Origin of the sequence: Cupriavidus oxalaticus, from assembly GCF_038900635.1 — a bacterium.
Lineage (GTDB): Bacteria > Pseudomonadota > Gammaproteobacteria > Burkholderiales > Burkholderiaceae > Cupriavidus > Cupriavidus oxalaticus_B.
In genome coordinates this window covers 445,284-469,559 of record NZ_JAYMRX010000001.1, presented here as the reverse complement: position 1 = coordinate 469,559, position 24,276 = coordinate 445,284, and the positions used below count along the sequence as shown (strand labels likewise).

At 66.3% G+C, this 24,276-nt stretch carries 19 protein-coding genes and 1 tRNA gene; 14 read left to right on the top strand and 6 right to left on the bottom strand.

All coding sequences use genetic code 11. The annotated features are described in order from the left end of the window. Positions 1-70: 70 nt before the first annotated feature. Positions 71-484, bottom strand: coding sequence for a hypothetical protein (locus VSR71_RS02190; RefSeq protein ID WP_342912300.1), 414 nt, complete (start codon positions 482-484; stop codon positions 71-73). Between the two features lie 245 nt (positions 485-729). Beyond that, positions 730-1,689, bottom strand: a complete 960-nt coding sequence (locus VSR71_RS02185) for a TIGR00730 family Rossman fold protein (protein WP_342912299.1) — start codon at positions 1,687-1,689, stop codon at positions 730-732. A gap of 4 nt (positions 1,690-1,693) precedes the next feature. Here VSR71_RS02185 and polA point away from each other — a divergent pair, with 4 nt between their 5' ends. The 4 genes from polA to VSR71_RS02165 all read left to right on the top strand — a co-directional run bounded on the left by polA (position 1,694) and on the right by VSR71_RS02165 (position 8,008). Next, positions 1,694-4,504 (top strand): DNA polymerase I, encoded by a 2,811-nt coding sequence (polA, locus tag VSR71_RS02180; RefSeq protein ID WP_342912298.1) that lies wholly within the window; start codon positions 1,694-1,696, stop codon positions 4,502-4,504. Between the two features lie 161 nt (positions 4,505-4,665). Then, entirely contained in the window at positions 4,666-5,991 is a 1,326-nt protein-coding gene (locus VSR71_RS02175; protein ID WP_342912297.1) for an NAD(P)/FAD-dependent oxidoreductase, read from the top strand. A 122-nt stretch (positions 5,992-6,113) separates the two neighbouring features. Next, positions 6,114-6,992 (top strand): dienelactone hydrolase family protein, encoded by an 879-nt coding sequence (locus tag VSR71_RS02170; RefSeq protein ID WP_342912296.1) that lies wholly within the window; start codon positions 6,114-6,116, stop codon positions 6,990-6,992. Between the two features lie 203 nt (positions 6,993-7,195). Next, positions 7,196-8,008, top strand: a complete 813-nt coding sequence (locus VSR71_RS02165) for a ZIP family metal transporter (protein ID WP_342912295.1) — start codon at positions 7,196-7,198, stop codon at positions 8,006-8,008. Between the two features lie 19 nt (positions 8,009-8,027). Here the strand turns inward: VSR71_RS02165 and VSR71_RS02160 are convergent, their stop codons facing one another. From VSR71_RS02160 to VSR71_RS02150, 3 genes are all read right to left on the bottom strand, one after another. Then, positions 8,028-8,885, bottom strand: a complete 858-nt coding sequence (locus VSR71_RS02160; protein ID WP_342912294.1) for a sulfurtransferase — start codon at positions 8,883-8,885, stop codon at positions 8,028-8,030. Between the two features lie 56 nt (positions 8,886-8,941). After that, the gene (locus VSR71_RS02155) at positions 8,942-9,865 is read right to left on the bottom strand and encodes a DMT family transporter (RefSeq protein ID WP_342912293.1); all 924 of its coding nucleotides are present in this window, start codon (positions 9,863-9,865) and stop codon (positions 8,942-8,944) included. A 188-nt stretch (positions 9,866-10,053) separates the two neighbouring features. Then, entirely contained in the window at positions 10,054-11,157 is a 1,104-nt protein-coding gene (locus VSR71_RS02150; RefSeq protein WP_342912292.1) for an aromatic ring-hydroxylating dioxygenase subunit alpha, read from the bottom strand. 392 nt (positions 11,158-11,549) lie between these two features. On the opposite strand from VSR71_RS02150, the gene VSR71_RS02145 reads away from it, so the two are divergent. The 4 genes from VSR71_RS02145 (at position 11,550) to folE2 (ending at position 15,752) form a co-directional block, all read left to right on the top strand. Continuing rightward, a complete protein-coding gene (locus VSR71_RS02145; protein ID WP_342912291.1) occupies positions 11,550-11,861 on the top strand; it encodes an exodeoxyribonuclease VII small subunit in 312 nt (103 codons plus the stop codon). Beyond that, positions 11,858-12,742 carry a farnesyl diphosphate synthase gene (locus tag VSR71_RS02140; protein ID WP_342912290.1) on the top strand — a complete coding sequence of 295 codons (885 nt, stop codon included), beginning with the start codon at positions 11,858-11,860 and terminating at the stop codon, positions 12,740-12,742. Before VSR71_RS02145 ends, VSR71_RS02140 begins: the two co-directional genes overlap by 4 nt. A gap of 43 nt (positions 12,743-12,785) precedes the next feature. After that, positions 12,786-14,702 carry a 1-deoxy-D-xylulose-5-phosphate synthase gene (gene dxs, locus VSR71_RS02135; RefSeq protein WP_342912289.1) on the top strand — a complete coding sequence of 639 codons (1,917 nt, stop codon included), beginning with the start codon at positions 12,786-12,788 and terminating at the stop codon, positions 14,700-14,702. A 246-nt stretch (positions 14,703-14,948) separates the two neighbouring features. Beyond that, the gene (folE2, locus tag VSR71_RS02130; protein WP_342912288.1) at positions 14,949-15,752 is read left to right on the top strand and encodes a GTP cyclohydrolase FolE2; all 804 of its coding nucleotides are present in this window, start codon (positions 14,949-14,951) and stop codon (positions 15,750-15,752) included. 65 nt (positions 15,753-15,817) lie between these two features. Here the strand turns inward: folE2 and tsaD are convergent, their stop codons facing one another. Then, positions 15,818-16,852 carry a tRNA (adenosine(37)-N6)-threonylcarbamoyltransferase complex transferase subunit TsaD gene (tsaD, locus tag VSR71_RS02125; protein ID WP_342912287.1) on the bottom strand — a complete coding sequence of 345 codons (1,035 nt, stop codon included), beginning with the start codon at positions 16,850-16,852 and terminating at the stop codon, positions 15,818-15,820. Between the two features lie 156 nt (positions 16,853-17,008). On the opposite strand from tsaD, the gene VSR71_RS02120 reads away from it, so the two are divergent. From VSR71_RS02120 to VSR71_RS02095, 6 genes are all read left to right on the top strand, one after another. Further along, a complete protein-coding gene (locus tag VSR71_RS02120; protein WP_342912286.1) occupies positions 17,009-18,268 on the top strand; it encodes an NAD(P)/FAD-dependent oxidoreductase in 1,260 nt (419 codons plus the stop codon). A 133-nt stretch (positions 18,269-18,401) separates the two neighbouring features. Next, positions 18,402-18,614: a 30S ribosomal protein S21 gene (gene rpsU / locus VSR71_RS02115; protein ID WP_342912285.1), complete on the top strand. Its 213-nt coding sequence runs from the start codon at positions 18,402-18,404 to the stop codon at positions 18,612-18,614. Between the two features lie 150 nt (positions 18,615-18,764). Then, the gene (locus VSR71_RS02110) at positions 18,765-19,214 is read left to right on the top strand and encodes a GatB/YqeY domain-containing protein (RefSeq protein ID WP_342912284.1); all 450 of its coding nucleotides are present in this window, start codon (positions 18,765-18,767) and stop codon (positions 19,212-19,214) included. A 200-nt stretch (positions 19,215-19,414) separates the two neighbouring features. After that, the gene (gene dnaG / locus VSR71_RS02105; protein ID WP_342912283.1) at positions 19,415-21,235 is read left to right on the top strand and encodes a DNA primase; all 1,821 of its coding nucleotides are present in this window, start codon (positions 19,415-19,417) and stop codon (positions 21,233-21,235) included. A gap of 201 nt (positions 21,236-21,436) precedes the next feature. Beyond that, the gene (gene rpoD, locus VSR71_RS02100; RefSeq protein WP_342912282.1) at positions 21,437-23,977 is read left to right on the top strand and encodes an RNA polymerase sigma factor RpoD; all 2,541 of its coding nucleotides are present in this window, start codon (positions 21,437-21,439) and stop codon (positions 23,975-23,977) included. 10 nt (positions 23,978-23,987) lie between these two features. Then, a tRNA-Ile gene (locus VSR71_RS02095) sits at positions 23,988-24,066 on the top strand. The last annotated feature ends 210 nt before the right edge of the window (positions 24,067-24,276 follow it).

Here is a 24,276-nt window from a genome sequence, read left to right as displayed (position 1 = left end):
CCGGCGCGGCCCGGTCACGCCGGGCCGTGGGTCAGCGTCCCGCCGCCGCTGCGGCAGGGCGCTTGCGTGGTCAGAACTTCAGGTTGACCGAGGGCACGCGGTTGACATCGTGCTCGCGGATCCGCGGCGAGCTGTCTTCGGGCTTGCTCATCTCATACTTGGTGCCGAAGCCGGACTTGACCTGGATATCGGTGGCCCGGCCCTTGTCGCGGTACTCGCGCACCTGCGTGCCGTCGCGCTCGTTGAGCTGGAAGCTCGGTTGGCGCGGCTGGTTCAGCTGCGTCTTGGCTGCCGGCGCGATCGGCTGGTTGTTGATCTGGTTCAGTTCCTGCTGCGACAGTGCGCTGCTTTCCTGGTTGCCCTGGGCCAGCACGGGCGCTGCCAGCGCAAATGTGGCGGCAGCCGCGGCCATCAGGCGCAGGCCTGCGGGCAGAGGGTCGTCGGACCGGGCAGAACGGCACGACCGGGTGGAACGGGAGGTCATCAGGGGCTCCTGTGCGGCGTCGCGGCGCTCCATAAGGGCAACAAGGGGCGGCGGGCGACGCCGCGGCATGCGGCGGTTGGCTGCAACCCGGCGGCGCCGGGCTTGGCAGAACGGACAGGTTCCATTCTAGCAATTCTGCCGTGCCCGGAGGCCGGGCCGTGCCCCGCGGCGCACCCGCGCAACGCCCGGTGTGCCTGACGCGTGGCTTGCGGCGCAAGCCGGCCGGCCCGGGCCCGGCGGTGCGCTTACAGGTAGAACATCTCTTCCTTGGGCGGGATCGGCTTGTCGCCGCCACGGCGCTCGTAGTAGTCGTAGACCGCTTCGAGTACTTCATGCGGCTCGTCGACGATCTTCATCAGGTCGAGGTCGTGCTCGGCGATCAGGCCCATCGGCAGCAGCGTGAAGCGGAACCAGTCCAGCAGGCCTTTCCAGAAGCGGCTGCCGAACATGATCACCGGCACCGAGCGCGACTTGCCGGTCTGCACCAGCGTCAGCACCTCGGCCAGCTCGTCCAGCGTGCCGAAGCCGCCCGGCATCACGATAAACGCGTCGGAGTTCTTGACGAAGGTGACCTTGCGCGTGAAGAAGTGGCGGAAGCGCATGGCAATGTCCTGGTAGGGATTGCCCTGCTGCTCGTGCGGCAGTTCGATGTTCAGGCCCACGCTGGCCGACTTGCCGGCGTGCGCGCCCTTGTTGGCCGCTTCCATGATGCCGGGACCGCCGCCGGAAATGACGGCGAAGCCGGCATCGGAGAACAGCCGCGCGATCTCGATGGTGCGCTGGTAATAGGGCGAATCCTCGCGCAGGCGTGCGCTGCCGTAGATCGACACGGCCGGGCGGATCTCCGAGAGGTACTCGGTCGCCTCGATGAACTCTGCCATAATCGTGAACATTTGCCACGATGCGCGCGCCTTCTTCGCGGTAGCGCGGTCTTCGTCGGCCAGCGCACGCAGGCTGGGGATCATCTTGCGCGGATTGGCGCGTGCGGCCGCCGCGGCGGCTGCTTCTGCCGATTTCTGAGCGGCCACTTCGGGCGGATGGCCAGCGGCGGCGGCATCGGCCGCGGCAGCTACGGCTGCGGCGTGTTCGGACGCTGCCTCCGGCGGGGGTTGCACGGTATCGCCGGAAATATCGGAAACATCCGGATCAGCAAGGGGGGCGGTCGAAGCACCGCCCGCAGCGGCACCAGTCAATTTTGAGTCCATGGGAATGTCGGATAGTCCAAAAACACTCTTGCTCGTCGACGGATCGAGCTATTTGTATCGCGCTTATCACGCTCTGCCGGACCTGAGGAATGGAGAGGGTCTGCCCACAGGGGCAATCTACGGCATGATCAACATGCTGCGCAAGCTGCGCAACGATTACCCGGCAGAGTATAGCGCCTGCGTGTTCGACGCGAAGGGCAAGACCTTCCGCGACGACATGTATCCGGCCTACAAGGAACACCGCCCGTCCATGCCGGAAGACCTGGCCCGCCAGATCGAGCCGATCCACGAAGCCGTGCGCGCGCTGGGCTGGCCGATCGTGGTGGTCGACGGCGTCGAGGCCGATGACGTGATCGGCACGCTCTCGCGCCAGGCCACCGAGCAGGGCGTGCGTACCGTTGTATCCACCGGCGACAAGGACCTGGCGCAGCTGGTCAATGACCAGGTCACGCTGGTCAACACCATGAGCGGCGAAGTGCTCGATCCCCCGGGCGTGGCGGCCAAGTTCGGCGTGCCGCCCGAGCGCATCATCGACTACCTGTCGCTGATCGGCGATGCGGTGGACAACGTCCCCGGCGTGCCCAAGGTGGGCCCCAAGACCGCGGTCAAATGGCTGGCCGAGCATGGCTCGCTCGACGGCGTGATGGCCGCCGCGCCGGGCATGAAGGGCGTGGTGGGCGAGAACCTGCGCAATACGCTCGACTGGCTGCCGATGGCGCGCAAGCTGGTCACGGTCAAAACCGACTGCGACCTGAGCAAGGCCGTGGCGGATTTCCACGCGCTGCGCGAAATCGGCGAGGACAAGGACAAGCTGGTCGAATTCTTCCAGCGCTACGGCTTCAAGACCTGGCTGCGCGAAGCCACCGGCGAACGCTTACCCGACGCACGCGCGCAGGCCCGCGCGGCCGCGGCGCCGGCGCAGGGCGGCCTGTTCGATGCGCCGGCCGCGTCCGCCGACAATGTGGTCCAGGCAACGGAAGAGAGCGCTCCCACCGAGATCCGCCACGAGACGGTCACCACCCAGGGCATGCTGGAAGACTGGATGCGGCGCATCGAGACCGCGCCGCTGGTGGCGATCGATACCGAGACCGATTCGCTCGACCCCATGCAGGCGCAACTGGTCGGCATCTCGTTGTCGGCGACGCCGGGCGAAGCCTGCTACATTCCGGTGGCGCACCGCGGCCCGGACGTGGCCGGCCTGCCCGAGCACGGGCAGCTCTCGCGTGAATTCGTGCTGGAGCGCATGCGCGCCTGGCTCGAAGACGCCAGCCGCCCCAAGCTCGGCCAGAACCTGAAATACGACATCCACGTCTTCGCCAACCATGGCGTGACGCTGCGCGGCGTGGCGCACGACACCATGCTGCAGAGCTACGTGCTGGCCTCGCACCGCAACCACGGCATGGACAGCCTGGCCGAGCGGCTGCTCAACCTGAAGACCATCACCTACGAGGAAGTGTGCGGCAAGGGCGCCGGCCAGATCGGCTTCGACCAGATCGACCTGGCGCGCGCCACCGAGTACGCCGCCGAAGACGCCGACGTGACGCTGCGCCTGCATCGCAAGATGATCCCGCAGGTGGAAGGCGCCGCAGGGCTGCGCCATGTGTACGAAGAGATCGAGATGCCGGTCTCGGTCGTGCTGCAGAAGATCGAGCGCAACGGCGTGCTGATCGACGCCGAACGCCTGGCCGCGCAGAGCGCCGAACTGGGGCAGCGCATGCTGTCGCTGGAGCAGTCCGCTTACGAGGCCGCGGGCCAGCCGTTCAACCTGGGCTCGCCCAAGCAGATCGGCGAGATCCTGTTTAACCAGATGAAGCTGCCGGTGGTGAAGAAGACCGCCAGCGGCGCACCGTCGACTGATGAAGAGGTGCTGCAGAAGCTGGCCGAGGACTACCCGCTGCCCAAGCTGCTGCTCGACTACCGTGGCCTGGCGAAGCTCAAGTCCACCTACACCGACAAGCTGCCCAAGATGGTCAATGCGCGCACCGGCCGCGTGCACACCAGCTACGGGCAAGCGACCGCGGTGACGGGGCGGCTGGCATCGACCGACCCCAACCTGCAGAACATCCCGGTGCGCACCGAGGAAGGCCGCCGCATCCGCGAAGCCTTTATCGCCGAGCCGGGCAGCGTGATCGTGTCGGCCGACTACTCGCAGATCGAGCTGCGCATCATGGCCCATATCTCGGGCGACGAGAACCTGCTGCGCGCCTTCGCCAACGGCGAGGACATCCACCGCGCCACCGCCGCCGAGATTTTCGGCGTGGAGCGCGACGCGGTCAGCAGCGAGCAGCGCCGCTATGCCAAGGTCATCAACTTTGGCCTGATCTACGGCATGAGCGCATTCGGGCTGGCCAGCAACCTGGGCATCGAACGCGAAGCGGCCAAGCACTATATCGACCGCTACTTCATGCGCTACCCCGGCGTGGCGCACTACATGGAAGAAACCCGGCAGACCGCGCGCGAGCAAGGCTATGTCGAGACCGTGTTCGGCCGCCGGCTATGGCTGCCCGATATCAACGGCGGCAGCGGCCCGCGCCGCCAGGCCGCCGAGCGCGCGGCCATCAACGCGCCGATGCAGGGCACGGCCGCCGACCTGATCAAGCTGTCGATGATCGCGGTGCAGGGCTGGCTTGAGCGCGACGGGCTGCAGACACGCCAGATCATGCAGGTGCACGATGAACTGGTGCTGGAAGTGCCCGAGCATGAGCTGGAACTGGTGAAGGCGCGCCTGCCGGAGCTGATGTGCACGGTGGCGCAGTTGCGCGTGCCGCTGGTGGCCGAGGTGGGCAGCGGCGCCAACTGGGAAGAAGCGCACTGAAGCCGCACTGAAGTTGACCTGACAACCTCCGCCCGCGTTGCATGGTGGTATCGATTGAAGCGACTGCTGAGTCGGGTTATGCGGCTTGCCATGCATGCTGCAATGCAGCAGACTGTGGTCATGCCTCAGGCACGGATTTCACAATACGCATCGGGTAGACCATGACAGAAGCAAAGGCGCACCGCATCGTTGTCGTCGGCGGCGGGGCAGGAGGGCTGGAACTGGTAACCAGGCTTGGCGACAAGCTTGGCAAAAAGGGAACGGCGCAGGTGGTCCTGGTGGACCGCCTGCCCACCCACATCTGGAAACCGCTGCTGCATGAAGTTGCCGCCGGCAGCATGGATCCCAACACGCACCAGCTCGAGTACGCGGCGCAGGCGCGCTGGCACCATTTCGAATTCCAGCAGGGCGAGCTGACCGGCATCGACCGCGCGCGCAAGACCATCGCGGTGTCCGCCTGCCACGACCAGGACGGCGCCGAGCTGCTGCCCGCGCGCGAATTGCCGTATGACACGCTGGTGCTGGCAATCGGCTGCGTCACCCATTTCTTCGGCGTGCCGGGCGCCGCCGAACACGCCATCGCGCTCGATACCGTGGCGCAGGCGGAACGCTTCCGCAAGCGCCTGATCGCCGCCTGCGTGCGCGCGCAGAACGGGCGCGGGCGGATGGGCGAGGACGGCCGCCCGCGCGTGGACGTGGCCATCATCGGTGCCGGCGCCACCGGAGTCGAACTGTCGGCCGAGCTGCGCAACACCGCGCATGTACTCAGCGCCTATGGCCTGCACCGCCTCGACCCGCGCCGCGACGTGCGCATCCACGTCATCGAGGCCGGCCCGCGCATCCTGCCGGCGCTGTCGGAGCGCGTCTCCGCCGAGACCGCCAAGCTGCTGAAGAAGCTCGATGTCGATGTCTTTACCAGCGAGCGCGTCACCGAGGTCACGCCCCAGTCCGTGCTGACCGCCAGCGGCAAGACCATCGATGCCGACCTGACGGTATGGGCCGCAGGCATTACCGCGCCGCCGGTGCTGGCCACGCTGGGGCTGCCGACCAGCCGCCAGGGCCAGGTCGTGGTTGGGCCGACGCTGCAGAGCGAGGGCGATCCCGACATCTTCGCCTTCGGCGACTGCGCCAGCTGCCCGTGGCCGGAGAAGCAGACCGCGGTGCCGCCGCGCGCGCAGGCGGCGCACCAGCAGGCTACCTTCCTCTACCAGGCGCTGTGCGCGCGGCTCGAAAGCAAGCCGCTGCCGTCATTCGCTTTCAAGGACTTCGGTTCGCTGGTATCGCTGGGGCACTTCAGTGCGGTGGGCAGCCTGATGGGCGGGCTGATCGGCGGCTCGATGTTTATCGAGGGGCTGATGGCGCGCGTCATGTACACCTCGCTGTACCGGATGCACGTGATGGCGCTGCACGGCGCGGTCGGCATGGCGCTGGACACCGTGTCGCACTGGCTGCGCAGCAAGACCAGCCCGCGGGTCAAACTGCACTGAGGCTGCAGCAAGGTTGTACCGAGGGAACGTCGTGCAAGCATGCGCACGAAGCGTCATGTCTGCTTAGAATCGGTGGCTGGCGATTTTTGGCGCGCCAGCCACCCATGTTCCTGGAGACACGCATGCTCAAACCTGAAGTGGAAAGCCTCGTCCCCGGCCAGACGTTCGACCGCCGCGGCTTCGTCAAGACCGCGCTCGGTTCCGCCTTTGCCGCGGCTGCCTTGCCGGTGATGGCCCAGCAAGCCATCAAGACCGATTTCGCCGGCCTGACCGCCGGTGAAGTCACGATTCCGTCCGGCGGCTTCAGCATGCCCGTCTACCGGGCCCAGCCGGAAGGCAAGAAGAACCTGCCGGTGGTGCTGGTCGTCAGCGAAATCTTCGGCGTGCATGAATACATCGCCGATACCTGCCGGCGCTTCGCCAAGCTCGGCTACCTGGCGATCGCGCCCGAGCTGTTCGCGCGCCAGGGCGACCCGCAGAGCTTCGGTTCCATCCAGGAGTTGCAGCGCGAGGTGATCGCCAAGGTCTCGGACGCCCAGGTCATGGGCGACCTCGACGCCGCGGTGGCGTGGGCCCGCGCCAACGGTGGCGACGTCTCGCGGCTCGGCATCACCGGCTTTTGCTGGGGCGGCCGCATCGCCTGGCTGTTTGCCGCGCACAGCCGGCAGCTCAAGGCCGCCGTGGCCTGGTACGGCCAGCTGTCGCCGGAGCCGACGCCGCTGAAGCCAAAAAACCCGATCGACCTGGTCGGCCAGCTGCAGGCCCCGGTGCTCGGCCTCTACGGCGGCAAGGACACCGGCATCCCGCTGGAGCATGTGGAGAAGATGAAGGCGGCGCTGGCGGCTTCGCCCGACCCGGCCGCCAAGGCTTCGCGCTTCAATGTCTACCCGGAGTCCGGCCACGCCTTCCATGCCGACTACCGGCCCAGCTACCGCGAGGCGGATGCCAAGGACGGCTGGCAAAAGTGCCTGGCCTGGTTCAAGCAGCACGGCGTGGCGTGATCCTTTCCGGGTGGCCCGGCCGACAGCAGGATTGCAAAGTCCCGGCGGATACGTACAATGCGGCCTTTGAGTTATTGCAACATTGTTGCGTTAGCCGTCCGACGCAATGCGGGCGGAACGGCGGAGCTGCCTGACGTCCTTAACGGGATGGCTGAAAGGCCGGCAGCGTCGCCACCTGGGAGCCCATCATCCATTCGACCCTTTTGTACATCCTGCTCGCCGCCACGATTTCGGGCGTGGGCAGCATCTTCGGGGCGGCGCTGCTGTCGCTGACGGTGGCGTCCCGCGTGGTCGAGCGCATGGTGAGCTTTTCGGTGGGCGTGCTGCTCGCCACCGCGCTGCTGCATTCGCTGCCGGAGGCGTTCGAGTCCGGCGCCGACCCGCGCGCGCTGTTCGGCACGCTGCTGGCGGGGCTGCTGGGCTTCTTCCTGCTCGAGAAGATCTCGCTGCTGCGCCACTCGCACCACCACGAGGGCGACGGGCACCACCACCACCACGGCCATGACCGCGAAGAAGCGGGACGCAGCGGCCTGACCATCCTGGTGGGTGACACCTTCCATAACTTTGCAGACGGCATCGTGATCGCGGCGGCGTTCCTGGCCGACCCGCATATCGGCGTGGTCACCGCGCTGGCCATTGCCGCGCACGAAATCCCGCAGGAAGTGGGCGACTTCATCGTGCTGCTCAACGCGGGGTTCTCCAAGGCGCGCGCCTTCGCCTTTAATCTGCTGTCGAGCGTGGCGGCCATCGCCGGCGGCCTGGTCGGGTACTTCCTGCTCGACGAGATGAGCGGCTGGATCCCGTACGTGCTGGTGATTGCGGCCAGCAGCTTCCTCTATATCGCCGTCAGCGACCTGATGCCGCAGATGCAGCGCAAGCCGCGCTGGCGCGAGTCGGCGATCCAGGTGGTGCTGGTGGCGGCGGGGATTTCGGCGATCGTCTATATCACCAACGGCGTGCACGAGCGGCACGGCCACGGGCACGGCAGCGCCGCGCCGGTGGCAACTTCGCACTAGGCCGCACCAAGCCGGATCCTCAGGCGGCGCCGGTCGCCACCGGACGCGCCCGGTCGGCGCACCATTCGCTCCACGAGCCCGGATAGAGCGCCGCGCCGCCCAGGCCGGCCGCTTCCAGCGCCAGCAGGTTGTGGCAGGCCGTGACACCGGAACCGCATTGCATCACCGCCTGCGCGGGCGCGCGCTGCCCCAGCACCGCGCCGAACTCCGCACGCAGCGTTTCCGGGGACTTGAAACGGCCTTCGGCGTCGAGGTTGTCCTTGAAGAAGCGGTTGACCGCCCCGGGGATATGGCCGCCGACCGGATCCAGCGTCTCGTTCTCGCCGCGGAAGCGGTCGGGCGCGCGTGCGTCGACCACCAGCAGCGCGGCGCGGTCGAGGTTGTCGAGCAGGGCGGCTGCGTCCACCGTCGGCACCAGCGATTCGCGGCGCGAAATCTTGCCGGGAAACTCAGGCTCCGGGGTGGCCTCATGCTCCAGCGGCATGCCCGCCTTGATCCAGGCGTCCTTGCCGCCGTCCAGCACCGCAACCTCGCCATGGCCGATCCGACGCACCAGCCACCACAGGCGCGCGGCGAACATGCCGCCCTGCGCGTCGTAGGCCACCACGGGGGTGTCGTCTTCCACGCCCAGCGCCTGCAGCCGCGCTACGAAGTCGTCGGCGTCGGGCAAGGGGTGGCGGCCGTTGCTGCCGGTCTTGCGGCCCGACAGTTCGTTGTCCAGGTGCAGGTAGAACGCGGCAGGCAGGTGGCCGGCGTGGTACGCCTCGCGGCCGGCGGCGGGGTTGGCCAGGTCGAAGCTGCAGTCGATCAAGACGCAGCGGCCGTTGCCGGCCAGCAGCGCCTGCAGTGCGGTGACGGAAATCAGCGGTTTCTGCATGGGAATCCTGTAGCGAGCGAAGAAGGACAGCTTAATCGATAGTGCACCTCGGGATGCTACACCTCGGGATGCACCTCCGCCTCGGGCGACTTGACCGGCGTGGCCGGCGTCGGCTTGGCGTCGGTGCCCTGGCGGGCGCGCATCAGCGTGGTGGCGATGCCGCTGGCGATGATCAGCCCCATGCCCAGCCACGACAGCCAGTTGAGCCTGTCGGACCAGATCAGCATGCCCCAGACACTGGAAAAGACGATGCCGGCATATTGCAGGTTGGCGGTCAGCAGGGTGTTGCCGCGCTTGTAGGCACGCGTCATCGCGGTCTGGCCCAGCGTCGCCAGGATGCCGATGGCCAGCAGCAGGCCGACGCCATACCAGGTATGCGGGCTGACGCCGCTGATCAGCATCCAGGCCAGGCCGGCGATCATGCCGACCAGCGAGAAATAGAACACGATGCGGCCCTCGGGCTCGCCCAGCTGGCCGAGCTGGCGCACCTCGACATAGGCCAGCGCGGTGAAGACGCCGGAGATCAGGCCGACCAGGCCGCCGGTGAGCTGATCCTTGCCAACCGACGGCTGCAGCAGGCAGATCACGCCTGCAAAGGACAGCAGGATCGCCAGCACCAGGCGCCGGTCGGCATTGCCGGCAGTGCCGGCCAGGGCGGCGCTGGCGCCGAGGATCAGCGCGATCCATACCGGCGACATGTAGTTCAGCGTCATCGCGGTCGCCAGCGGCAGCAGCGTGATCGAGGTGAACCACAGCATCAGCGCGGTAACGCCGAAGACGCTGCGCTTGATATGCGACAGCATGTACGGCGTGCGCACCGGCACGCCGCGCGACGACAGCAGCGCCCACATGATGACCACGCTGATCAGGCCGCGGTAAAACACGATCTCGCCGGTGGTGTACAGGTCGGATGCCAGCTTGACGCCCACCCCCATCAACGAGAACGAGAAGGCGGCGAACAGCATCCAGAGCGATTGCATGAGCGGGGGCGCGGAGAGCGAGGTGTGGCGTGGTGTTGCGAGGGTCTTGCCGAGGGTCTTGCGAAAGCGCGGGCGGCGACGGCCGGCCCGGCATTGCGGAGCAATGATTCTATCAGCGCACATCGCGCCCCAAAGCAAAACGGACCGCCTCGGCGGTCCGTGATGGCGCAAGCCGTGCGGTTATCGCACTAGCCCTGGTAAGACATGGCGCGGCGATACCACTCGTGGAAGTGCTGCATGCCATCTTCCATCGGCGACTGGTAGGGGCCGACCTCGCTGGTGCCGCGCTTCAGCAGTGCCAGGCGGCCGGCGTCCATGCGCTCGGCGATCTCGTCGTCCTCGATGCAGGTTTCCATATAGGCGGCGCGCTCGGCCTCGACGAACTCGCGCTCGAACAGCGCGATTTCCTCGGGGTAGTAGAACTCCACCACGTTACGGGTCTTGCGCGGACCCAGCGGGTGCAGCGTCGAGATCACCAGCACGTTCGGGTACCACTCCACCATGATGTTGGGATAGTAGGTCAGCCAGATCGCGCCGTGCTTGGGCAGCACGCCGTTGTTGAAGCGCAGCACCGCGTCGTGCCATTTCTGGTACGTCGGGCTGCCCGGGCGCTTCAGGCCCGCATGCAGGCCCACGGTCTGCACGCTGTGCCATTCGCCGAACTCCCATTTCAGGTCGTCGCAGGAGACAAAGCTGCCGAGCCCGGGATGGAACGGCACGACGTGATAATCCTCCAGATAGACCTCGATAAAGGTCTTCCAGTTGTAGTCACATTCGTGCACCTCGACGTGGTCGAGCATGTAGCCGTCGAAGTTCAGGTCCTGCGCCACACCCAATCTGGCCAGGTCGGCACGCACGTCGCGCTTGCCGTCGAACAGCAGCCCGTTCCAGTTCTGCAGCGGCGAGCGCTTCAGGTGCAGGCACGGCTGCTGGTCGAAATGCGGCGCGCCGAGCAGTTCGCCCTTCAGGTCGTAGGTCCAGCGGTGCAGGGGGCAGACGATGTTTTGCTTGTTGCCGCGGCCGTTGAGCATGATGGCCTGGCGGTGGCGGCACACGTTGGACATCAGTTCCACGCCGGCGGCATTGCGCACCAGCATGCGGCCCTCGTCCTCGGCCTTGAGCGTGTGGTAGTCGCCGACCTCGGGGACCATCAGTTCGTGGCCGACGTAACCCGGACCTTGCCTGAACAGCAGTTCCAGTTCTTGTTGATGCAGCGTTTCGTCGAAGTAGACGCCAACGGGCAGTTGCGTATCAGCCGGCGCCAGCTTAAGCGCGGTGCTGAGATTGGACATTATCCCCACTCCCAGATGAACAGGTGAAAGCAGTGAACAACCCAACCATCGAAAATGGAATCGATTTGGGAAACACGGCCGCGGGGTGGAAGCATTCCATCGGGACCCCTGCGGCGAACGGGGGATTGTACCCGACCCGAAAAGTTAAGGGACTGATTTTTTTGCCTTTTTAGCGAAAAAGTCGACCCGGGTCGTCATCGGGGTGCCGTACCGGCCGCATTCGGAAAGACGACCCGAGCGCACAAGTCACATATGCCCCGACTGCACTCCGTTGCCACGCCATTGCTGTCCACTCGCGCATGCTCGAGGATGGGGCAAGCGCCTGCTTTGGCGTAAAATCCGGGCTTCCCCATCCGGGTTTTGCCCCCGGCGCCATATTCTCAGGGCCCTACATGCCAAAGACGACGACCGCTGCGGTCCAGACCGAAGACACCACCACGGCCTCCGCGCCGCCCGCTTCCTATGAAGCGGCGATGGCCGAGCTCGAGACCCTGGTGGCCAGCATGGAGAGCGGCGAACTCCCGCTCGAGGCCTCGCTGGCGGCCTACCGCCGCGGCGCCGAGCTGGTGCGCTACTGCCAGCAGAAGCTGGAGCGCGTCGAGCAGCAGGTCAGGGTGCTGGAAGGCGAGGTACTGAAGCCGCTCGCCGGCGAAGGCAACGGCGGCAACGGGATCCAAGGCGTGCAGGAGGCGGACGAGGCATGACCGATTTCGCCCAGTGGATGCAGGCGCAGGGCGCCCGTACCGAAGCCGCGCTACAGGCGGCGTTGCCCGATGCCAACACCGTGCCACATACGCTGCACGAAGCCATGCGCTATGCTGCACTAAGCGGCGGCAAGCGCGTGCGGCCGCTGCTGGTGCACGCTGCCGGCGAGGTCAGCGGGGCCGACCCGGCCGCCTGCGATGCCGCGGCCTGCGCGGTGGAGATGATCCACGCCTACTCGCTGGTCCACGACGACATGCCGTGCATGGACGACGATGACCTGCGCCGCGGCCGGCCCACCGTACACAAGGCGTACGACGAGGCCACCGCGCTGCTGGTGGGCGACGCGCTGCAGACCCAGGCCTTCATCGTGCTGGCCGGCGCCGAGGCCGTCGCGCCCGCCGCACGGCTGAAGCTGGTGGCGGAGCTGGCGCAGGCATCGGGCTCGACCGGCATGGCCGGCGGCCAGGCGATCGACCTGCAGAACGTGGGCCGCGCGATGACGCGCGACGCGCTCGAGGCCATGCACCGGATGAAGACAGGTGCGCTGCTGCGCGCCAGTGTGCGCATGGGCGCGCTGTGTGGCGAAATCGACGCCAGCGGGCTGGCCGAGCTGGACAAGTATGCGGCGGCGGTGGGATTGGCGTTCCAGGTGGTTGACGATATTCTGGACGTCACCGCGGATACTGCCACGCTGGGCAAGACCGCCGGCAAGGACGCCGCGCGCGACAAGCCGACCTACGTGTCGCTGATGGGGCTGGCGGCGGCGCGCGACCTGGCCGGGGCGTTGCGCACCGAGGCGCATGCGGCGCTGGCCGGCTTCGGCAGCCGCGCGGCCCGCCTGGCCGACCTGGCGGACCTGATCGTGCTGCGCACACACTGAAATGACGAGCCGGACGAAAGAAACCGGCGGCCGAACGGAAATCATGACCTACGCACTCCTCAAGAAGATTGACGCCCCCGCAGACCTGCGCAAGCTCGACCGGCGCGAGCTCCAGACGCTCGCGGATGAACTGCGCGCCTATGTGCTGGAGTCGGTCTCGCAGACCGGCGGCCACCTGTCTTCGAACCTCGGCACGGTCGAGCTGACCATCGCGCTGCACTACGTCTTCAACACTCCCGATGACCGGCTGGTGTGGGACGTGGGCCACCAGAGCTATCCGCACAAGATCCTGACCGGGCGCCGCGAGCGCATGGGCACGCTGCGCCAGTGGGGCGGCATCTCGGGCTTCCCGCGCCGCAGCGAGAGCGAGTACGACACCTTCGGCACCGCGCATTCGTCGACGTCGATCTCGGCGGCGCTGGGCATGGCGCTGGGCGCGCGCACGCTGGGCGAAAAACGCGTCTCGGTGGCGGTGATCGGCGACGGCGCCATGACCGCGGGCATGGCCTTCGAGGCGCTGAACAACGCCGGCGTGTACAAGGACCTGCCGCTGGTGGTGGTGCTCAACGACAACGACATGTCGATCTCGCCGCCGGTGGGCGCGCTCAACCGCCATCTGGCCCGGCTGCTGAGCGGCCAGTTCTACGCCGCCACCAAGAAGGGCATCGAGCGCGTGCTGTCGGTGGCGCCGCCGGTGCTGGAATTCGCCAAGCGCTTCGAGGAACACGCCAAGGGCATGATGGTGCCGGCGACGCTGTTCGAGGAATTCGGCTTCAACTACATCGGCCCGATCGACGGCCACGACCTGAACTCGCTGGTGCCGACGCTGCAGAACATCCGCGAGCGCGCGCTGGAAGGCGCCGGCCCGCAGTTCCTGCACGTCGTGACCAAGAAGGGCCAGGGCTACAAGCTGGCCGAGGCCGACCCGATCCTGTACCACGGCCCGGGCAAGTTCAACCCGGCCGAGGGCATCCGCCCGGCCGCCAAGCCGGCGCGCAAGACCTACACGCAGGTGTTCGGCGACTGGCTGTGCGACATGGCCGCCGCCGACAAGCGCCTGGTCGGCATCACCCCGGCAATGCGCGAAGGCTCGGGCATGGTCGAATTCGAGAAACGCTTCCCGGACCGCTACTACGACGTCGGCATCGCCGAGCAGCACGCTGTGACCTTCGCCGGCGGCCTGGCCTGCGAGGGCCTGAAGCCGGTGGTGGCGATCTACTCCACCTTCCTGCAGCGCGGCTATGACCAGCTGATCCACGACGTGGCGCTGCAGAACCTGCCGGTGGTGTTCGCGCTGGACCGCGCCGGCCTGGTCGGCGCCGACGGCGCCACCCATGCGGGTGCCTACGATATCGCCTACCTGCGCTGCATCCCCAACATGATGGTGATGACGCCGTCGGACGAAAACGAGTGCCGCCAGTTGCTGACCACGGCGATCCACCAGGATTGCCCGACCGCGGTGCGCTATCCGCGCGGCTCCGGCCCGGGCGCGGCGATTGCCGCCGAACTGGCCGGCGTGCCGGTCGGCAAGGGCGTGGTGCGCCGCGAAGGCGACGCGCGCGCCGGCCAGCGTGTCGGCTTCCTGGCCTTCGGTTCGATGCTGCATCCGGCCCTGGGCGCCGCCGAGGCGCTGGATGCGACCGTCGCCGACATGCGCTTCGTCAAGCCGCTCGACGTGGAACTGGTCAAGCGCCTGGCCGCCGAGAACGATTTCCTGGTCACTGTGGAAGAAGGCAGCGTGATGGGCGGCGCAGGCAGCGCCGTGCTCGAAGCGCTGGCCGAAGCCGGCATCGACATCCCGGTGCTGGTGCTGGGCCTGCCAGACCGCTTCGTCGACCATGGCGACCCGGCCTACCTGCTGCAGCAGTGCGGGCTGGACGCGGCCGGCATCGAGCGTTCGGTGCGGCAGCGCTTCGGCCTGGACCAGCCCAAGGTCACTGTCGCTTCGCGCGTGGCCTGACCGCTGCCGGTATTACCGCGCGGGTGGCTGAGATCACCCGCGCCGGCTAAGGGGATTCGGCCCTCGGCAACGAGTGCGTCCAAATTCCCTTAAACTCCCCCTTTTTTGTGTTCGCAGCTGCGGGTCGGCGCGCCCTGTGCCGGAACCCGTGGTTTCACACTCGTTGCGCGGCATGGATGGACTGCGAAAATGCCGCGACCGTAAGGATCTGTGCCGCCGCTGGCGCAGCCCTGGAGGAAACCGTAGATGAATGACATCAATCCCGCCTTCGTGATGCCCGACGTCCAGTCGAGCCTCGACACCCGCCAGATCCCCATCCAGCGTGTCGGTGTCAAGGGCGTGCGATATCCCGTGACCCTGAAGACCCCGACCGGCATCGTGCCGAGCGTGGGTACCTTCAACCTCGACGTGCACCTGCCGGCGGACCAGAAGGGCACGCATATGTCGCGCTTCGTCGCGCTGCTGGAAGAAGAGCGTGCGCCGCTGGAACTGGCCAGCTTCCGCCTGCTGCTCGACAAGATGCTGGAAAAGCTGGAAGCCGAGGCGGGCCGCATCGAGGTCACCTTCCCGTACTTCATCAGCAAGATCGCGCCCGTGTCGGGCGTGCAGTCGCTGCTGGACTATGAGGTCACGCTGACCGGTGAAGTGCGCAACGGCCAGACGCGCGTGTTCCTGAAGGCAATGGTGCCGGTGACCAGCCTGTGCCCGTGCTCGAAGAAGATCTCGCAGTACGGCGCGCATAACCAGCGCTCGCACATCACGATGGACGTGGAACTGGCCGCAGAGCTGCCGGTGGAAGCGCTGGTGCGGATGGCCGAGGAAGAGGCGTCGTGCGAACTGTGGGGGCTGCTCAAGCGTCCGGACGAGAAGTTTGTCACCGAGCGCGCGTACGAAAACCCCAAGTTCGTCGAAGACCTGGTGCGCGATATCGCGATGCGGCTGAATGCGGATGACCGCATCGTGGCCTATATGCTGGAGGCGGAGAACTTCGAGTCGATCCACAACCACAGCGCGTATGCGGTGATCGAGCGGGACAAGCGGGTGAACTGATCCGGTTGTCGCCGATATGGAAAAAGCCACCGCATGCGGTGGCTTTTTCTTTGGCGAGGGAACCGTCAGGCCGCCGATGGCAGCCGGATATCCGCCAGGTCCCACCTCGGCGTCACGCCGTATCCATACTCGCGCCGCGCCAGCTCCGGCGCCGCCTGCAACCGCATTGCGCCGGCAAACGCGATCATCGCGCCGTTATCGGTGCAGAACGCCAGGTCCGGATAAAACACCTCGACCCTGCGTTGCTTGCCGAGCTGGTCCAGCCGCTCGCGCAGCTGCCTGTTGGCGCCGACGCCGCCAGCCACCACCAGCCGCTTGTGGGCGGTCTGCTTCAGCGCCGCGAACGACTTGGCCGCCAGCACATCGACGATCGCGTCGACAAAGGCCCGCGCCAGGTTGGCCCGGTCCTGCTCGCAGGTATTGGACAGCTTGCGGGTTTGCGTCAGCACCGCGGTCTTCAGCCCTGCGAAGGAAAAATCGAGATTGCCCGAATGCAGCATCGGCCGCGGCAGCGTGAACGCGCCCGGCGTGCCGAACTCGGCCAGCCGCGACACCTCCGGCCCGCCGGGATAACCCAGGCCGAGCAGCTTGGCGGTCTTGTCGAAGGCTTCGCCCGCGGCATCGTCCAGGGTCTCGCCCAGCAGCGTGTAGTCGCCGACGCCGCGCACGTCCATCAGCTGGGTATGCCCGCCGGACACCAGCAGCGCCACGAACGGGAACGGCGGCGGCTCGCGCGTCAGCAGCGGCGACAGCAGGTGCCCCTCAAGGTGGTGCACGCCGACCATCGGCACGTTCAGCGCAAAGCCCAGTGCATTGGCCACCGAGGCGCCGACCAGCAGCGCGCCGGCAAGGCCCGGCCCCTGGGTAAAGGCGATGGCGTCGATGTCCTGGCGGGTGCGGCCGGCATCTGCCAGCACCTGCTCGAGCAACGGCAGCACGCGGCGGATATGGTCGCGCGAGGCCAGTTCGGGGACCACGCCACCATAGTCGCGGTGCATGGCGATCTGCGAATGCAGTGCATGCGCCAGCAGGCCGGCCTCGGTGTCGTAGAGGGCCAGCCCGGTTTCGTCGCAGGAAGATTCGATGCCGAGGACAAGCATGAGGAAGAAGCCGAAGGCCGCCGCAGCAGGCGAAACGGCCGTCGAAACAACAGGTTGCAGGAAGCGCGCAGGGTAGCACAGCGGCGCGCGGCGTGCTTTTCGCTACAATCTGCCCTTTCTTGAGCGGTGGCAACAGATGGATTGGCGAGGCGAGCAATGAGCGGGGCGACGGGCACCCGGACGGGCCGGTATGACGTGGCTGTGCTGGGCGCGGGCGCGGCCGGCATGATGTGCGCCGCCATCGCCGGCCAGAACGGGGCCAGCGTGGTGCTGGTCGATCATGCCACCAGGCTCGCCGAGAAGATTCGCATCTCCGGCGGCGGCCGCTGCAACTTCACCAACCTGCAGGCCGGGCCGGCCAACTACCTGTCGTCCAATCCGCACTTCTGCCGTTCGGCGCTGGCGCGCTACACACCGCAGGATTTCCTCGACCTGATGCGCCGCCACGGCATCGCCTGGCATGAAAAGCATCGGGGCCAGCTGTTCTGTAATGACAGTGCCGAAGAGGTGATCGCCATGCTGCGCGCCGAATGCGACACCGGCCGGGTACGCTGGCAGACCGGCTGTTCAGTGACGGAAGTCCGCCGCGAGGGCGAGGACTTCGTGTTGCTGACCTCCACCGGCACGATCCGCGCCGGCGCACTGGTGGTGGCGACCGGCGGCCTGTCGATCCCCAAGATCGGCGCCACCGACTTCGGCTACCGCATCGCGCGCCAGTTCGGGCTGGGCATCGTCGAAACCCGGCCGGCGCTGGTGCCGCTGACCTTCGACGGCAAGGACTGGGCCCCGTTCGCGCCGCTGGCCGGGGTGTCGCTGGAAGTGGATGTCGCCACCGGCAACGGCAAGACCGCCGGCGCGTTCCGGGAAGACCTGCTGTGGACGCACCGCGGGCTGTCCGGGCCGGCGGTGCTGCAGATATCCAGCTACTGGAAGCCGGGCACGCCGATCGCCATCGATTTGTTCGACGGTGAAGACGCCGCGGCCTGGCTGCTGGAGCAGAAGGGCGGCAGCCGCAAGCACCTCGGCAACCTGCTGGCGCAGCGGCTGCCGGCGCGGCTGGCCGACTCATGGTGCGCGGCCGCCGGCGTCGATGCCGCCATGCCGCTGCACGATGTCACGGACAAGGGACTGCGCAAGCTTGGCGCATCGCTCAATGGCTGGCGCATCGTGCCGTCGGGCACCGAAGGTTATCGCAAGGCTGAAGTGACAATCGGCGGCGTCGATACGCGCGCGCTGTCCTCGACGACGATGATGGCGCGCGAGGTTCCAGGGCTCTATTTCATCGGCGAGGTCGTCGATGTGACCGGCTGGCTGGGTGGCTACAACTTCCAATGGGCCTGGGCGTCCGGCGTCGCCGCGGGCAAGGCGGTGGCCGAGGCCAGCCGCAGCGCGGCCGCCGGGCAATCCGTGGCCTGATCATCGGCCCTGTTTGGGGCCGGAACGTCGCTTTTTCAGTGTCCGTTGCGCGCCACTTCCGCGCTCGGGGCTTGGTGCTACAATCCAGAACTTCGTAGAGCCGCTATCCCGAAAATCCTAATTTTCTGGCCAAATGACTACGATCCGTCTCAAGGAAAACGAGCCTTTTGAAGTCGCCTTGCGCCGTTTCAAGCGCACCATCGAAAAGAACGGACTGATCCCTGAATTGCGGGCACGCGAGTTTTACGAAAAGCCCACCGCCGAGCGCAAGCGCAAGAAGGCCGCCGCTGAAAAGCGCCATTACAAGCGTATCCGCAGCCAGATGCTGCCGAATAAGCTGTACTGAACGGGGCCTCACGCTTGCATCAACCCGCTGTGGCGCACGCTTCGGCGGGTTTTTGCGTTATTGGTTGCATTATTGGTTTCGTTACGGGCCTTGCAGCCGGCGGCTCTCGCCGCCACCTGTGAGTGTCCGCCCACTTTCTGGAAGATCACGATGTCCCTCAAAGCCCGTATCAGCGAAGACATGAAGACCGCCATGCGCGCCCGCGAAACGGAGCGCCTTGGCACCATCCGCCTGCTGCTGGCCGCGATCAAGCAGCGCGAGGTCGACGAGCGCACGGAGCTTGACGATACCGCCGTGCTGGCCGTGGTCGAGAAGCTGATCAAGCAACGCAAGGATTCGATTTCCCAGTTCCAGCAGGCGGGCCGCAACGACCTGGCCGACAAGGAACTGGCCGAGGTCGAGGTACTGAAGGTCTATATGCCCGCCGCGCTGTCCGAGGCAGAAGTCGCCGCCGAAGTCCAGCAGGCGGTTGCCGCCACCGGGGCGACCGGGCCGCAGGACATGGGCAAGGTCATGGGCGTGCTCAAGGGCAAGCTCGCCGGCCGTGCCGATATGACGGCAGTGTCGGCACTGGTCAAGGCGGCGCTGGCTCCGAAGTAAGTGCTGATTTAATCAGATATAGGCGTGATGCATGCCGGATCCGTCGGATTCGGAGTAGATGCACGGAGTTGATAACATCGCGGGCGGTTTGGGCACGCTGCACTACAATATTCCGATAGCAACCGGGCGCCGCACCGGTCACGCATTCCTAGAAATTGCCTCCCGTCGCGGGACGGCCAAGCCTCAGGACGGTCAGTCGGGTGATTCCGCAATCCTTTATTCAGGACCTGCTCAACCGTGTCGACATTGTCGATGTGGTGGGCAAGTATGTGCAGCTGAAGAAGGGCGGCGCGAATTTCATGGGGCTGTGCCCCTTCCATAACGAGAAATCGCCGTCTTTCACCGTCTCGCCGACCAAGCAGTTCTATCACTGCTTCGGGTGCGGCGCGCATGGCTCGGCCATCGGTTTCCTGATGGAGTATTCCGGTCAGTCGTACCCGGAGGCGGTGCGTGAACTGGCCCAGTCGGTCGGCATGACCGTGCCGGAAGAGCGCGACCGGCTGCCGCCGGGCCAGCGCGCCGAACAGCAGGCCCGCTCGGTGGCGCTGTCCGACGCCATGACCCGCGCGACCGATTTCTACCGCCGGCAGCTGCGCACCGCGCCGCAGGCGATCCAGTACCTGAAGGGGCGCGGGCTGACCGGCGAGATCGCCGCGCAGTTCGGCCTGGGCTACGCGCCAGACGACTGGCAGGGGCTGGAAGCGGTGTTCGGCAGCTATCGCGACGACAATATCGCTGCGCCGCTGGTCGAATCAGGACTGCTGATCGAAAGCGACAAGCGCGATCCCGACGGGAAGCCGCGGCGCTATGACCGCTTCCGCGACCGCATCATGTTCCCCATCCGCAACACCAAGGGGGCGGTGATCGGCTTTGGCGGCCGCGTGATGGGGCAGGGCGAGCCCAAGTACCTGAACTCGCCCGAAACCCCGCTATTCAGCAAGGGGACCGAACTGTATGGCCTGTTCGAGGCGCGCCATGCCATCCGGGAAACCGGATACGTATTGGTGGTCGAAGGGTATATGGATGTCGTGGCACTGGCCCAGCTCGGTTTTGCCAATGCCGTCGCTACCCTCGGCACGGCATGCACCCCAGTGCACGTGCAGAAGTTGCTGCGCCAGACCGACGCGGTGGTGTTCTCGTTCGATGGCGATGCCGCCGGACGCCGTGCGGCGCGAAGGGCACTTGAGGCCTGCCTGCCGCATGTGGCCGACAACAAGACCATCCGCTTCCTGTTCCTGCCGGCCGAGCACGATCCCGACAGCTACGTGCGCGAAGAGGGCACGGAGGCCTTTGCAACGCAGGTGCGCAACGCCATGCCGCTGTCGCGCTCTCTGCTGCAGGCGGTGACCGAGGAGCTTGACCTGCGCCAGCCCGAGGGCCGCGCGCGCGCCCAGTACGAGGCCAAGCCGCTGCTGCAGGCGATGCCGGCGGGCGGCCTGCGGCTACAGATTGTGCGTGAACTTGCCGATGCAACGGGTACGACACCAGCCGAGATCGAAGCCATCTGCGGCCTGCGCAGCGATCCGGCCCGTGTGGGCCGCTTCGAGAAGCCGCGCCCGCGGGCACGGCGGCAGGCACCGACCGGCCTCGAGCAGCGCGTGATCCAGTTGCTGATGTGCTATCCGGCACTGTCCGCGCGACTCGACGAAGACGCGCGGGCCTTGCTGCTGGATGGCGAAGGCGGCATGGGCGGAGAGAGCGAAGTGCTGACGCACCTGGTGTCGACCTGCGACGGCCTGCAGGGCGAAGTGAATTTTGCGGCACTCAGCGAGCAGCTGGCCCAGTCGCCATACGCCGAGCTTTATGCGGCCGCGCGCACCGCCGTACTGAAGGAAGAGATCGAAGAGGCGCCTGCCACGCAGGAGTTCGATGCCGCCATCACCAAGCTGCTGGCCGAGCCGCTGCGGCGCGAACTCGACATGCTGCAGGCCGAAGTGGTGGCAGGGACCGCCGATGAGGCGGCCAAGCAGCGCATGCGCTGGCTGGTGGGCGAGATCCACCGGCGGCGCCAACTTGGCTGAAGCGTCGCGGCGCAACGGCTATCAACCGGGAGGCAGTATCAGGCGTTGGATGAGGGGCTAGGCCGGCACCGCCGAGCTTAAGCCTTGATTTTTCAGGTGAAAACCCCACCTGACAGGAAGCCGGCTATCCGTGGCGTGCTACAATAGCCGGTTTGGATTGCGAAATCTTTCTTCCCAGTTCTGGTGAAAGTGAGCGTGCCAATGGCAAAGGCCAAAGCAACCGAAAAGGTTACAACGAAGGCTCCCCAATCAGGGAGCGGCAAGGCGTCTGCGAAAACGACGGCGGCGAAGACATCGACCGCGCCAGTCAGGACACCAGCCCGGTCTGCGCCATCCAAGTCCGTGCGTAGCGCGCAAGCGCCCGCCGTGACGACTCCTGCCAGGACTCGCACATCCAAGGAAACACAGGCCTCGACTTCGGCACGCGAGGGCGCCAGTACGAGCGGCAAGGTTGCCGTGTCTGCACCAGTGAAAGGCAAGAGTATCACCGTGGCGAAACAGCAGAATACCGAAGTCGAGAGCAAGCGAGCGGCAGCAGCCGGCGCCAAGAGCGGAGCCGCCAATGCGGACAGCACCGCGACGGCATCCAAGGCGCGCACCGCGACCCCTGCATCCGTTGCATCCGAGCGTCCCGCTGCCCCGGCAATCAAGCCGGAGCCGAAAAAGCGCGGCCGCAAGCCCAAGGCCGAGATGCAGCACGACGACAGCACAACAGACGACGTGACTGAAGAGTTTTACGAGAACGACATGCGTGCTGCGACGCCCGCAGCCGCGCCGAAGACCGAAAAGCAGAAAGCCAAGGACCGCAAGGCCAAGGAAAAGGCCCTGCTCAAGGAGTTCGCCTCGACCCAGCAGGGGACCGAAGAGGAGCTCGAGTTGCGTCGCCAGAAGCTCAAGGCGCTGATCAAGCTCGGCAAGTCGCGCGGCTACCTGACCTACGCGGAGATCAACGATCACCTGCCGGACGACATGGTCGATTCGGAAACGATCGACACGCTGGTCGCCACGCTGAACGACATCGGCATCGCCGTCTACGAACAGGCGCCGGATGCCGAGACGCTGCTGCTCAACGACAACGCGCCGTCGGCCACCAGCGAGGAAGAAGCCGAGGAAGAGGCCGAGGCGGCCCTGTCCACGGTTGACTCCGAGTTCGGCCGCACGACCGACCCAGTGCGCATGTACATGCGTGAAATGGGCACGGTCGAGCTGCTGACCCGCGAGGGCGAGATCGAGATCGCCAAGCGCATCGAAGCCGGCCTGAAGGACATGGTGATGGCGATCTCGGCATGCCCGGTCACCATCTCCGAGATCCTGGCCCACGCCGAGCGCGTGGCCAACGACGAGATCAAGATCGACGAGTTCGTCGACGGCCTGATCGACCCGAACGCCGACGAAGCCCCGGAAGCACCCTCGGCCGCGGCCGCAGCGTCCGAAGACGAGGATATCGAGTCCGACGACGACGAGGAAGGCGACGAGGACGAGGACGACGAAGGCGAAGCCGGCGCCGGTGCCTCCGCGCGCCAGCTGGAAGAGCTGAAGCAGAACGCGCTGGAAAAATTCCGCGTGATCGCCGAGCAGTTCGACAAGATGCGCCGTGCCTTCGAGAAGGAGGGCTACAAGTCCAAGCCTTACGTCAAGGCCCAGGAAGCCATCCAGGCCGAACTGATGGGGATCCGTTTCACCGCCCGCAATGTCGAGCGTCTGTGCGACACGCTGCGCGGCCAGGTGGACGAAGTGCGCAAGCTCGAGCGCTCGATCCTGAATATCGTGGTCGACAAGTGCGGCATGCCGCGCTCGGAATTTGTCGCCCGCTTCCCGGGCAATGAGACCAACCTGGAGTGGATCAGCACCGTGGTGGCCGACGGCAAGGGCTACAGCGGCATCGTCGAGCGCAACGTGCCGGCCGTGCATGAGCTGCAGCAGAAGCTGATCGACCTGCAGTCGCGCGTGGTGCTGCCGCTGAAGGAACTGAAGGGCGTCAACCGCAAGATGGCCGAAGGCGAGCGTCGTGCCCGCGAAGCCAAGCGCGAGATGACCGAGGCCAACCTGCGCCTGGTGATTTCGATCGCCAAGAAGTACACCAACCGCGGCCTGCAGTTCCTCGACCTGATCCAGGAAGGCAACATCGGCCTGATGAAGGCTGTGGACAAGTTCGAATACCGCCGCGGCTACAAGTTCTCGACGTACGCCACGTGGTGGATCCGCCAGGCCATCACGCGCTCGATCGCCGACCAGGCGCGCACCATCCGTATCCCGGTGCACATGATCGAGACGATCAACAAGATGAACCGCATCTCGCGCCAGATCCTGCAGGAAACCGGCAATGAACCGGATCCGGCAACGCTGGCCGAGAAGATGGAGATGCCGGAAGACAAGATCCGCAAGATCATGAAGATCGCCAAGGAACCGATCTCCATGGAAACGCCGATCGGTGACGACGACGACTCCCATCTGGGCGACTTCATCGAGGACACCAACACGCTGGCCCCGGCCGAAGCGGCGCTGCACGGCTCCATGCGCGACGTCGTCAAGGACGTGCTGGACTCGCTGACGCCGCGCGAAGCCAAGGTGCTGCGCATGCGCTTCGGCATCGAAATGAGTACCGACCACACGCTGGAAGAGGTCGGCAAGCAGTTCGACGTCACGCGTGAACGGATCCGCCAGATCGAGGCCAAGGCACTGCGCAAACTGCGCCACCCGAGCCGCTCGGACAAGCTGAAGAGTTTCCTGGAAGGCAACTAAACGCTTCCAAGGGCCTCTAGCTCATGCCTGGTTAGAGCAGCGGACTCATAATCCGTTGGTGCCGTGTTCGACTCACGGGAGGCCCACCATACAAATCAAGGGGTTGCAGCGTTTTGCGCTGTAGCCCCTTGTTCATTTTGGCCTCCGTGTAACTACGTTGTAAGCGAATTTTATCCAACGTAGGCCACCCGGTAGCGCCGGCCGCCGTAAATGAAAGAAGCCGGCATCGGATAGGCCAAGAGCCAACAGGTCACGCGCCAGCCACGACCAGGTGAAGATGGGCTACCCTTGCGGGTTCG